The 11,998-nt window shown below is 54.3% G+C and carries 9 protein-coding genes; 5 read left to right on the top strand and 4 right to left on the bottom strand.

Annotation, left to right across the window (positions count from 1 at the left end):
* Positions 1–3 precede the first annotated feature (3 nt).
* The 3 genes from glyQ to LMED105_RS11815 form a co-directional block, all read right to left on the bottom strand.
* Positions 4–930, bottom strand: coding sequence for a glycine--tRNA ligase subunit alpha (gene glyQ, locus LMED105_RS11825; protein ID WP_008251553.1), 927 nt, complete (start codon positions 928–930; stop codon positions 4–6).
* Between the two features lie 78 nt (positions 931–1,008).
* Positions 1,009–2,499 carry an NAD-dependent succinate-semialdehyde dehydrogenase gene (locus LMED105_RS11820; protein WP_008251552.1) on the bottom strand — a complete coding sequence of 497 codons (1,491 nt, stop codon included), beginning with the start codon at positions 2,497–2,499 and terminating at the stop codon, positions 1,009–1,011.
* Positions 2,500–2,517: 18 nt separating this feature from the next.
* Positions 2,518–3,294, bottom strand: a complete 777-nt coding sequence (locus tag LMED105_RS11815) for a 16S rRNA (uracil(1498)-N(3))-methyltransferase (protein ID WP_008251551.1) — start codon at positions 3,292–3,294, stop codon at positions 2,518–2,520.
* 116 nt (positions 3,295–3,410) lie between these two features.
* On the opposite strand from LMED105_RS11815, the gene tkt reads away from it, so the two are divergent.
* From tkt to LMED105_RS16440, 3 genes are all read left to right on the top strand, one after another.
* Entirely contained in the window at positions 3,411–5,432 is a 2,022-nt protein-coding gene (tkt, locus tag LMED105_RS11810; RefSeq protein ID WP_008251547.1) for a transketolase, read from the top strand.
* A gap of 26 nt (positions 5,433–5,458) precedes the next feature.
* Positions 5,459–6,469 carry a type I glyceraldehyde-3-phosphate dehydrogenase gene (gene gap / locus LMED105_RS11805; RefSeq protein ID WP_008251545.1) on the top strand — a complete coding sequence of 337 codons (1,011 nt, stop codon included), beginning with the start codon at positions 5,459–5,461 and terminating at the stop codon, positions 6,467–6,469.
* A 263-nt stretch (positions 6,470–6,732) separates the two neighbouring features.
* Entirely contained in the window at positions 6,733–8,724 is a 1,992-nt protein-coding gene (locus tag LMED105_RS16440; protein WP_008251543.1) for a S8 family peptidase, read from the top strand.
* On the opposite strand, the gene LMED105_RS16435 is transcribed toward LMED105_RS16440, so the two are convergent.
* Positions 8,678–9,232 carry a rhomboid family intramembrane serine protease gene (locus tag LMED105_RS16435; RefSeq protein ID WP_198006851.1) on the bottom strand — a complete coding sequence of 185 codons (555 nt, stop codon included), beginning with the start codon at positions 9,230–9,232 and terminating at the stop codon, positions 8,678–8,680. The genes LMED105_RS16440 and LMED105_RS16435 overlap by 47 nt on opposite strands.
* Positions 9,233–9,321: 89 nt before the next feature.
* Here LMED105_RS16435 and LMED105_RS11790 point away from each other — a divergent pair, with 89 nt between their 5' ends.
* Together LMED105_RS11790 and pyk are read left to right on the top strand one after the other, a co-directional pair.
* Positions 9,322–10,503, top strand: coding sequence for a phosphoglycerate kinase (locus LMED105_RS11790; protein ID WP_008251541.1), 1,182 nt, complete (start codon positions 9,322–9,324; stop codon positions 10,501–10,503).
* Positions 10,503–11,981 (top strand): pyruvate kinase, encoded by a 1,479-nt coding sequence (gene pyk / locus LMED105_RS11785; protein ID WP_008251539.1) that lies wholly within the window; start codon positions 10,503–10,505, stop codon positions 11,979–11,981. The genes LMED105_RS11790 and pyk overlap by 1 nt, the downstream gene beginning before the upstream one ends.
* Positions 11,982–11,998: the final 17 nt, after the last annotated feature.

The raw sequence follows: 11,998 nt of genomic DNA, 5'->3' as shown, positions 1-11,998 counted from the left end.
GTATCAAGCGGCTTGTGAGTTGGGGGTGTTGCACATGGGAAAGCCCAGCTTCTCTCGGGAATCGAAATAGGCCTGTGCCACTGCACGCGACAAATTGCGGATTCGGCCGATGTAAGCCGCACGCTCTGTCACGGAAATGGCACCACGGGCATCCAGCAGGTTGAACGTGTGTGCAGCTTTCAGAATCATTTCGTAAGCGGGCAAGGCCAGGCCAACTTCGATCAAATGTTTGGCCTCTGTTTCGTACTCGCCAAAATGGCGGAACAACATGTCTGCATTGCTGTGTTCAAAGTTGTAAGTGGATTGCTCCACTTCGTTTTGATGAAACACATCGCCATAGGTCAGCACTTTCTTCACGCCTTTTTCTTCGCGTTCGGTCCATACCAAATCGTAAACATTTTCCTTGCCTTGCAGGTACATGGTCAGGCGTTCAATGCCGTAGGTGATTTCGCCCAAAATTGGCGAACAGTCCAGGCCGCCCACTTGCTGAAAGTAAGTGAACTGGGTCACCTCCATGCCGTTCAACCACACTTCCCAGCCCAAACCCCAGGCACCCAGGGTTGGGTTTTCCCAGTTGTCTTCCACAAACCGAATGTCGTTTTGTTGGGTGTCAATACCCAAGGCCTCAAGGCTGCCCAGGTACAGGTCAATGATGTTTTCTGGCGATGGCTTCAACACAACCTGAAACTGGTAGTAGTGCTGCATGCGGTTGGGGTTTTCACCGTAGCGGCCGTCTTTGGGACGGCGCGAGGGCTGAACGTAGGCGGCATTCCAGGGTTCAGGGCCCAAGGCGCGCAAAAACGTGGCGGTGTGGCTGGTGCCAGCGCCCACTTCCATGTCGAAGGGTTGCAACAGGGCGCAACCTTGTTGGTCCCAATAGTTTTGCAGGGTCAGAATGGCCTGTTGAAACGTCAGCGGTTTCTTTTGCATGTGCGCCTGTGTCCTTCTTGATTCAATTGTTTGGTCATTGATTGCCCCGTATTGTAATGGTTACCGGGGCTGTCGAGCTTAGAGCGTGCCAATGCACAGGTACTTCATTTCCAGGAATTCCTCAATGCCCCACACCGAGCCTTCCCGACCCAGTCCTGACTGCTTAACCCCGCCAAAAGGACCCACCTCGTTGGAGAAAACGCCCACATTGATTCCCACCATGCCGTATTCCAGTGCGCGACTTACGCGGAACGTGCGTGCCGAGTTCTCGGTATAGAAGTAGGCGGCAAGGCCGTAAGGCGTATTGTTGGCGTAATTGACGGCCTGTTCTTCGGTGTCAAACGGAAAAATGGCAGCAAGTGGCCCAAATGTTTCTTCCTGAGCCACCAGCATGCGATGGTCGGCGTTGTCGATCAGGGTTGGCTGGAAAAAACGGCCACCCAGTTCGTGAGGCTTGCCGCCATGAAGAAGTTTGGCGCCTTTGCTCAGGGCATCGTCCACATGCTTTTGAACTTTGACGACTGCCTGCTCGTCGATCATGGGGCCAATGCTGGCTTTGGTTTTCAGGCCATCGCCCACTTCCAGTTTTGCCACTTTGGCAAGCAGTTTCTCGGCAAAAGCCTGTTGCACGCTGCGTTGAACATAAATACGGTTGGTGCACACGCAGGTTTGGCCAGCATTGCGAAACTTGGAGGCCACCAAGCCTTCCACTGCCTTGTCCAGATCTGCGTCTTCAAAAACAATAAATGGCGCATGGCCGCCCAGTTCAAGGCTTAATTTCTTGATGGTTGGCGCACATTGTTGCATCAGGATGCGGCCCACCTCGGTGCTGCCGGTGAAGGTCAGTTTGCGGACCACCTCACTTTCGCACAACACTTTGCCGATCTCGACAGAACGGCTGGAGTCGCCAGTGATCACGTTCAGCACGCCCGCGGGGATACCCGCCTGGCGGGACAGTTCGGCCAGCGCCAGCGCGCTGAGCGGGGTTTGTTCTGCAGGTTTGATAACCACGGTGCAGCCCGCAGCCAGCGCAGGTGCTACTTTGCGGGTAATCATGGCGATCGGAAAATTCCAGGGTGTAATGGCAGCGCACACGCCGATACCCTGTTTAAGCACCAACAATTCGCGACCCAATTGGGGCGATTCCAGCACGCTGCCTTCAATGCGTTTGGCTTGTTCAGCAAACCACTCCACAAAGCTTGCACCATAAATGACCTCGCCTTTGGCCTCAGCAAGTGGTTTGCCTTGTTCCAGGGTCATCAAGAAAGCCAGGTCGTCGGCGTTGTCAATAATCAGGTCAAACCACTTGCGCAAAATTTGCGCCCGACTTTTGGCGGTGGTGTTGCGCCAGCTGCTCAGCGCTTTTTCCGCGCACAGAATTGCGTCATGGGTCAGCGCAATGGACGTATTGCCAACCTGCGCAATGGTTTGCCCAGTGGACGGATTGTCCACTTCGAAGTCGGTTTCGCATTCATGAAAGCTGCCGTATACAAACGGATTGGTTTGCAACAGGCTGGGGTTTTTGAACTTGAATTGATGGTTCATTGTTTTGCTTTGGGTACTGCTCATGTCCGTTTCTCTCGTTGTTCAGTGTGCTTCAAGGTTTAGCAGGGCTGTTAGCTGCGCTGTACAGGCGACTGCAAATGTTTCAGTTCGCAACACGCGCTGCGAAAAATTCAGGGGCAAGGCGCCAAGTTGCGTGGCAGCATCAGTCTCTTCAGGTGACCATCCACCCTCAGGCCCTACGCAAATGATCAAAGGTTCCCCTGGGTTAGCTTGGGGCGTCCACTTTCTCAATGCCAGTTCAGCCTGCGGTGTAAACCAAAGTACATGGGCGTTGGGCCATATGAGCGCGACGTGTTCAAGTGCAGCGGAAAGCGTTCGGACCGGTTCAACCTGGGCCATTTGCCCCCGTTCACTTTGCAGGCTTGCTGCCAACACGACCCGTTCCCAGTGGGCTTGCCGCTTGTTCGCCCGTTCCCCTTCCAGTTTAACCACGCTGCGCTGGGCTTGAACCGGGTGAAAGCCAGCTACGCCCAATTCTGTGCATTTTTCGAGTACCCAATCCATTTTGTCGCCTTCTGGCAATGCCTGAAGCACGTGCACTGGTCGATTCAGCTCGGTGTTTCGCAGGGCCAGTTGCTCGCCGACCTGAATTTGAGCCAGTTTTTTCGACGCATAGTGAATTGTGGCGTGGTACTCACAGCCCTTTCCGTTCCATACGCGCAGCGCCTCTCCTTCTCGCAGGCGCAAAACCCGGGAGGCGTAGTGCATCAAGTCGTCTGACAGATCAAGCACTTGGCCCACGCTATTGCAGTGTTCTAGCAAGAAGCGTGGTAAGCGCTTGCCTTTGTCGTGTTTCATGTTTCCCTGTCTTTATTCAATGGTTTGTCCGCGAAGGGGCGCTTTATTGGAATAGCTTTGATAAAATTCATTTTTTTCCAACTTTGCCACAGGCATAACCCTCAATCCCCATACCTATGTCCTCTTCGTCAAAGAACATGGCCAACGCGATTCGCGCGCTCGCCATGGATGCAGTTCAAGCCGCCAAATCCGGGCACCCTGGCATGCCAATGGGCATGGCCGAAATCGCTGTGGCCTTGTGGGCCCGTCACTTGAAGCACAATCCTCAGAACCCGTTGTGGGCTGATCGTGATCGCTTCGTGTTGTCCAACGGTCACGGTTCCATGCTGATTTACGCGCTGCTGCACCTGACCGGCTACGACCTGCCGATTGAGGAACTGAAAAATTTCCGTCAGCTGCATTCTAAAACACCAGGCCACCCTGAGGTTGACATTACCCCCGGAGTTGAAACCACCACCGGCCCATTGGGGCAGGGTATTGCGAACGCGGTTGGTTTGGCTTTGGCCGAGAAGCTGTTGGCTGCTGAATTCAATGAAGCGGGTTTCCCTGTCGTTGACCACAACACCTACGTGTTCCTGGGCGATGGTTGCCTGATGGAAGGTATTTCTCACGAGGCCTGTTCGCTGGCCGGTACCTTGGGCCTGTCCAAGCTCATCGTGATGTATGACGACAATGGCATTTCCATTGACGGTGAAGTAGAGCACTGGTTTGCCGACAACACGCCCAAGCGTTTTGAAGCCTACGGCTGGAACGTGATTCCGAATGTGAATGGCCATGATGTAGACGCCGTGGATGCCGCAATTGCCCAAGCCAAACAAAACGCTGCCTTGGACAAGGGCCCAACCCTGATTTGCTGCAAAACAAATATTGGTGAAGGTTCGCCCAATTTGGCTGGCACTGACAAAGTGCATGGCGCCCCACTGGGCGAGGCTGAAATTGCCGCTACCCGTGCCGCCATTGGCTGGGAGCATGCGCCTTTCGAGATCCCCGCCGAGGTTTACAACGCCTGGGACGCGCAGGTTGAAGGCGCTGCACGCCAGTCGGCCTGGGACAAGTTATTCGAGGCTTACAGCGCCAAATTTCCGGCCAAGGCCGCAGAGTTCAAGCGCCGGATGGCGGGTGATTTGCCTGCCCAGTTTGAACAGACTGCTGCCCGTTTGCTGGCTGAAGTGGCCGCCAAGGGTGAAACAATTGCCACCCGCAAAGCCAGCCAAAATGCAATTACGCTGTTGGCTGCTGAATTGCCTGAACTGCTGGGCGGCTCTGCTGACCTCACTGGTTCTAATCTGACCAACTGGCCCAAATGCGTGGCTGTTCGCCGCAACACCGAAGGCTTCACAGCCGGTAACCACATTAATTGGGGTGTACGAGAGTTCGGCATGAGCGCCGCCCTGAACGGTGTGGCCCTTCATGGCGGTTACATTCCATTTGGCGCTACTTTCCTGACCTTCTCGGATTACAGCCGCAATGCGCTGCGCATGGCTGCATTGATGAAGAAGCGCAATATTTTTGTGTTTACCCACGACTCAATCGGTTTGGGTGAAGACGGCCCCACCCACCAGCCAGTTGAGCATGCTGCAACCTTGCGTTTGCTGCCGAACATGGACGTGTGGCGTCCCGCTGATTCAGTGGAATCCATGGCTGCCTGGAATAGTGCGGTTATGCGCAAAGACGGCCCCAGCAGCTTGTTGTTCAGCCGCCAAAACCTGCCATTCCTGGCGCGCTCTGAATCGGTATTGAACTCGATCGTCAAAGGCGGTTATGTATTGGTCGATGTGGCCGACGCCAAGGTCACCTTGATTGCCACAGGTTCGGAAATCGAAATCGCCATGAATACGCAGAAAGCTTTGGCTGAGAAAGGTATCACAGCGCGTGTGGTGTCCATGCCTTCAACCAATGTATTTGATCGTCAAGCAGCAGCCTACAAGGCCGAAGTGCTTGGAACAGCCCCAATCGCAGTCATCGAAGCGGGTATGACCGACAGCTGGTACAAGTACATTGCGCAGGCTGGGGTGAAAGGCACGGTGCTGGGTATGAGCACGTTTGGTGAATCAGCACCAGCAGGCGCCTTGTTCAAGCACTTCGGGCTGACCACCGAGAAATTCACCGAGGCCGCATTGGCTTTGGTACAGAAATAACTGATTTACTTTCAAGGAGATTTGTCATGACCATTCGCGTAGCGATTAACGGCTATGGCCGCATCGGCCGAAACGTACTGCGTGCCCACTATGAAGGTGGCAAAAAACACGACATTCAAATCGTGGCGATCAATGATTTGGGTGACCCCAAAACCAACGCCCACCTGACCCAGTACGACACAGCCCACGGCCGTTTCCCCGGTACCGTGAGCGTGGATGGCGATTACATGGTTGTGAATGGCGACAAAATCAAGGTTTTGGCCAACCGCAACCCAGCCGAACTGCCCTGGGGTGAGTTGGGTGTGGACGTGGTGATGGAATGCACCGGTTTTTTCACCTCCAAGGAAAAAGCATCTGCCCACCTGAAAGGCGGTGCCAAGAAAGTGATTATTTCCGCGCCTGGCGGTAAAGACGTTGATGCCACCGTAGTTTTTGGTGTCAACCACAATGTATTGAAGAGCACCGACACCGTGATTTCCAATGCCTCTTGCACCACCAACTGTTTGGCCCCATTGGTCAAGCCATTGAACGATGCGATTGGTCTGGAAACAGGCTTGATGACCACCATTCATGCCTACACCAACGACCAGGTGTTGACCGATGTTTACCATGAAGACCTGCGCCGCGCGCGCTCTGCCACCATGAGCATGATCCCCACCAAAACCGGTGCGGCCGCTGCGGTTGGTTTGGTATTGCCGGAATTGAACGGCAAGCTTGATGGTTACGCAGTTCGCGTGCCCACCATCAATGTGTCCATGGTTGATTTGTCGTTCATTGCCAAGCGCGACACCACCGTTGAAGAAGTGAACAGCATTTTGAAGGCTGCGGCAGAAGGCCCGTTGAAGGGCGTGTTGGAGTACAACGAGGCACCGTTGGTGTCCATCGACTTCAACCACAACCCGGCTTCCAGCGCATTTGATGCCACCTTGACCAAAGTCAGCGGCAAGCTGGTGAAGGTATCCAGCTGGTATGACAACGAGTGGGGCTTCTCCAACCGCATGTTGGACACCACAGTTGCACTGATGAACGCCAAGTAATTTCCAAGCGTGTAGTGAATGAAAAAACCGGGCCTTGAGTCCGGTTTTTTTTCGCCTTGTATTCCTCAAAAAAACCTCCCCCTTTTGTGGGTCTCCCTACCCCTATTGGTCATGCGAAAAGCCTTGTTTCATGCCGTTAAAGCGGTATTCGTCGGGCTTCGGCGAGGTGGCTGAGAAGTAGGCTCCGTTCTGCTTTCTATTCAACAAATTGATTGCACACCTCGCTGGGTAACCTGAACCCATTGTGATAAGCGAGTACTGCCATGTTGACCTTCCGACCCAAAAAGCAAAAACTGACGCCCCTGCGTGTGCTGGTCACCAGCGTTTTGTTCATGCTTTGGATTGTATTGATTGCACCTGCCCACGCTCAAAGTGGCGGTGCTCAATTCATCGTCAAATTGAAGAACTCGGTTGAGTTGAGCAACGCTCCGTCCCTGCGTCGCCTTGAAAAAGAAGGTGAGTTTCTTGCTGATGTCATGGCGAGAAACAATGTGGATGCGACTTGGTTGCGTGCGGGTTCGGTGGGTACTCATGTGATGCGTTGGGGCAGCAGCGTGCGTGCAGGTGATCAGCAATCCATGCTGAACAGGCTGGTCAGTGATCCCGAAGTTGAATTTGCCATTGAAGATCGTCCAGTGCGCGCCTTTGCAACGCCCAATGATCCAACCTTTGCCAACCAGTGGGCCCTTCGTTCCACGTTCAACACAGCGGGTGCCAAGTTTGATCAGGCTTGGGATATCGTGCGTGGTAGTGCGGATGTGGTGGTGGCTGTGCTGGACACAGGTGTGGTTTTCGAAACCCCGGATTTGATGGGGCGATTGCTCAGTGGTTACGACTTTGTCTCTGACGTACCCACGGCCAATGACGGCAACGGTCGCGATGCCAATGCAGCAGACCCCGGTAACTGGATCAGCAGTGCTGATGCGCAAACCTCGGCATTCTCGGGCTGTAGTGTCAAGAATTCAAGCTGGCATGGCACTTTTGTTGCTGGTCAAATCGCTGCGAATACCCACAGCGACTCTGACGTGGCCGGAGCCGACTGGAATGTGAAGGTGTTGCCGGTTCGTGTGCTGGGAAAATGTGGTGGCTTGCTGTCAGATGTACTGGACGCCATGCTGTGGTCTGCCGGCCTTGATGTACCCGGAATTCCGCGCAATCCTAACCCAGCCGATGTAATCAACCTGAGCCTGGGGAGTCCCACTACTTGTACTTCGTTTGAGCAAACAGTGGTGGATCGGGTGAATGCAGCGGGTACTTTGGTGGTGGCTGCCGCGGGGAACAGCGGTGGTTCGGTTGACTCGCCGGCCAATTGCAACAATGTTCTTTCAGTGGGGGCTTTAGACCGCGATGGCAGCCGCGCCAGTTACAGCGCAATTGGTACGGCAGTAAGCCTGATGGCGCCTGGCGGTTTTAGCAATGGCTTGGTGGGCTTGGGCAATTCAGGTACTACCACACCGGCTTCGGCCAGTTTGGTCAGCAAAACCGGAACCTCGTTTGCTGCGCCTTTGGTGGCGGCCACGGCCGGGTTAATGCGTGCAATCAACCCTGCGCTCACCACCGCCCAATTGCGTAGCCAAATTTTGGGCAGCACTTCAGGTTTTCTAAGCCCCAGAAGCAGCACTTGCACGGCCAATCAGGGTTCAGGCAGCTGCAATTGCACCACCGCATTGTGTGGCACTGGCATGCTGGATGCCTTTGCAGCGGTATCTGCTGTGAAAGGCACGCGTCCTGTCGCTAACGCCTCCGCTTCAGCCAACGGCTTGGGCACCAGTGGATATCAGGAAAGCGCCACTGGCTTAAACCCGGTTCGCTTGCGCGGTTCGGCCAGCAGTGTGACGGCAGGGCGCAGTATCGCATCGTACTCCTGGACGCAGGTGTCGGGTGAGCAGCTAATGAGTGGCACCCAAACCTCGGCCGACGTGGACTTGCCAGCTCCAACATCAAGTTCTGACCTGGTGTTTCAGCTCACCGTAACCGATTCTGTTGGTGAGGCTCACAGCAGTTTTACCGCCCTGCGAGTCGTGGCCAGTGGTGATGATGGAAGCTCGCCCTCATCGGTAGCCAACGCCAGCTCCGGCGGCACTACCACGCCCACCACCGACAATGGTTCTGGCTCCAGCTCGGCAGTTTCTGCAGGTGGCGGCGGCGGTGGCGGGGGTGCGACTACCTTGCCAGGTTTGTTGCTCTTCACTCTACTGGCTGGGCTGTTCAGGAAGTTGGGTTCTGCTTCAACCTCAATGACCGCCCAATCATAGCCAGTCCAAACAAAACACCACCCAAGGCACCTCCCCTGTGCGCCTCGAAAGCAATCGGGCCTCCCACCAGAGTATCGGTGGTGGGGCCTGAATTCCATTCAAGTATCAGTTTTGCAATAAGCCCGGCAGCAAGCACCCACAACGGCCAGGCAAGGGCAAGTTTGTTTTGGGTTCTGTGCAGCGCAAGCAGAAGGCAGGCTGCGAATTGAAAATGCAGGGCGCCGCTTAAACCGCAATACCATTGAACAGGCTCAATCCAGCTTAAATAAAAAGCGAGCCACAGCAGGGAAAGTAGCTGTACAAACAGCCATTCTCTGTGGCTGCGGTGGTTCGAAAATCCCCAGGCTACAATCGCCAAACCTGCCAGGTTCAGGCTTAGGTGAACCCAACCTAAATGGGTAAACTGAGCTACCAGAACGTAAATGAAGAATGAGTCAATTAAATCAAGCCCTTGCCGGGCAAAGTCGGGTACAAAAACTTGCCCTGCAATTGCCAATATTCCAATCACAAAGGAGTAGGCAACCCCGAGGAAAAGTGGGCTGGGGGCGTTATAATTCCGGATTGTTTCCAATAACCTTCCTTGAGAGTTGAACAGCAATGTTGCGTTTCCTGCGCCTGACCGACCAAAACGTATCCAACAAACGCGTGTTGATCCGCGTCGATTTTAACGTGCCAGTGGATGCAAATGGCAACATCACGGAAGACACCCGCATTCGTGCCTCCTTGCCGGGCATTGAATATTGTTTGAGCAACAATGCTGCTTTGCTGTTGACCAGCCATTTCGGTCGTCCTACCGAGGGTGAGTACGACGAGAAGCTGAGTTTGGCGCCTGTGGCGGCGCGCCTGGGTGAATTGTTGGGGCGCCCTGTGCGTCTGGTGAAAGACTGGGTGAATGGCGTGGACGTGAAAGCAGGTGAAGTATTGCTGCTGGAAAATTGCCGATTCAACAAAGGCGAGAAAAAGAACAACCCTGAACTGGCACAAAAAATTGCTGCGCTCTGTGACATCTATGTTAATGATGCCTTTGGTACCGCCCACCGCGCGGAGGCCACTACGCACGGCGCAGCCCAATATGCGCCAGTGGCATGTGCGGGTCCGCTTCTGGCGGCTGAGCTGGACGCCTTGGGTGCAGCACTTTCAGCACCCAAGCGCCCAATGGTGGCCATTGTTGCGGGTTCGAAGGTATCAACCAAACTGACCATTCTGAACAGCTTGGCCAACAAAGTAGACCAATTGATTGTGGGCGGCGGTATTGCCAACACATTTATGGCTGCGCTGGGTTTGCCCATCGGAAAGTCGCTGGCTGAACACGACCTGGTCAATGAGGCCAAAACAATTATCGACAACATGAAAGCCCGTGGCGCTGCCGTGCCAATTCCCAGTGATGTGGTGGTGGGCAAAGAGTTTTCCCCGACAGCTTATGCCACCAGTAAAAAGGTGGCTGATGTGGCCGCAGATGACATGATTTTCGATATTGGCCCTAACACAGCCGAGGAACTGGCTGCCATTTTGGACAAAGCAGGCACCATTGTGTGGAACGGCCCTGTGGGAGTGTTCGAGTTCGACCAGTTTGGCAAAGGCACTGAGCGCCTGGCCATGGCCATTGCAAATTCCAAGGCCTTTTCGATTGCCGGTGGCGGCGATACCTTGGCTGCGATTTCCAAGTACAACATCGGTGATCAGGTCAGTTATATTTCCACCGGTGGCGGTGCATTCCTTGAATTTCTGGAGGGTAAAACCCTGCCAGCCGTGGAAATTCTTCAACAGAGAGCGGCTTGATGGCCAACTCAGGGAGCAAATTGGTGCCCAACGTGTACGTACCCCGTCAAACCAAAATCGTGGCCACTTTGGGGCCGGCATCCACTGATCCCGCAGTTCTTGAGCGAATGATCGCTGCGGGCATGAATGTAGTGCGTGTCAACTTCTCTCATGGCACAGCCCAAGAGCACATTGACCGGGTCAAAACAGTGCGTGAAATCGCAGCCCGTTTGAAGCGAGACATCGCTGTGATGGCCGATTTACAAGGGCCTAAAATTCGAATTGGTGTGTTTGCAAATGGGTCCACCAACCTCGTCAATGGTCAGCCCTTTGTGCTGGAAGCCAAGTGTGACTCAGGCGATGATGAGCGCGTTGGGTTGGATTATCCCGAGCTGGTGAATGATGTGAAAACAGGGGACACCCTGTTGCTCGATGACGGCAAAATTGTACTGAAGGTCAAAAAAGTAACCCCCAGTCAAATCCAATGCGAAACTGAAGTGGGTGGTGTGCTTAAAAACCGAAAGGGCATCAACAAATTGGGCGGTGGCCTTTCTGCGCCTGCGCTGACATCCAAAGACATGGAGGACATTCGCACCGCGGTGGCTTTCGAGGCAGACTACATTGCGGTCAGCTTTCCAAAAAGCGGCGCAGACATGTACATGGCTCGAGAACTGACTCGCGCAGCAGGTGGCCACGCCATGATGATCGCCAAGATTGAGCGTTGCGAGGCTTTGGAGAATCTGGATGACTTGATTCGCTCTTGCGACGGTTTGATGGTGGCGCGTGGTGATTTGGCAGTTGAGATTGGTGATGCCGCTGTACCTGCAGCCCAAAAGCGCCTGATTCGCGCAGCCCGGGAAGCCAACAAGTTGACCATTACGGCCACGCAAATGATGGAAAGCATGATTGAAAGCCCTGTGCCCACTCGCGCTGAAGTGTCGGACGTGGCCAATGCAGTGCTCGATGGAACCGATGCTGTAATGTTGTCGGCCGAAACCGCTGCGGGCAAGTTTCCTGTGGAAACCATCGTGGCCATGGCCCGAGTGTGCGTTGAGGCAGAAAAGTCAGCCACCATCAGCCTGGACACTGATTTCCTGAACCGCAAATTCAAGCGTGTTGACCAGTCGATTGCCATGGCTGCTTTGTTTACTGCGCACCACCTTGAGGTGAAGGCGATTGCCGCACTGACCCAGTCCGGGTCAACAGCATTGTGGATGTCGCGGTTGAACAGTGGCGTTCCAATTTTTGCACTCACACCCGAGGAAAAAACCCGCCGTCGCTTGTCAATGTATCGCGATGTGCGTACGGTCATGATGCAGTACGAAACAGAGGACCGTGAAGTGTTGCTGGCGAAATCGGAGCAGGCTTTGCTGGATGCCAAAGTGGTTGAGTTGGGTGACTTGATCGTGATCACCATCGGTGAGCCAATTGGTAAATCGGGTGGAACCAACACCATGAAAATAGTTCGCGTTGGCGAACACATTGGCCTGCTGAATTAACCAGTTATTTGACTAAT

Source organism: Limnobacter sp. MED105, assembly GCF_000170915.1.
In the GTDB taxonomy this organism is placed as follows: Bacteria; Pseudomonadota; Gammaproteobacteria; order Burkholderiales; family Burkholderiaceae_B; genus Limnobacter.
The sequence above is the reverse complement of the archived record's forward strand: the minus strand, read 5'-3'. Positions and strand labels throughout refer to the sequence as shown.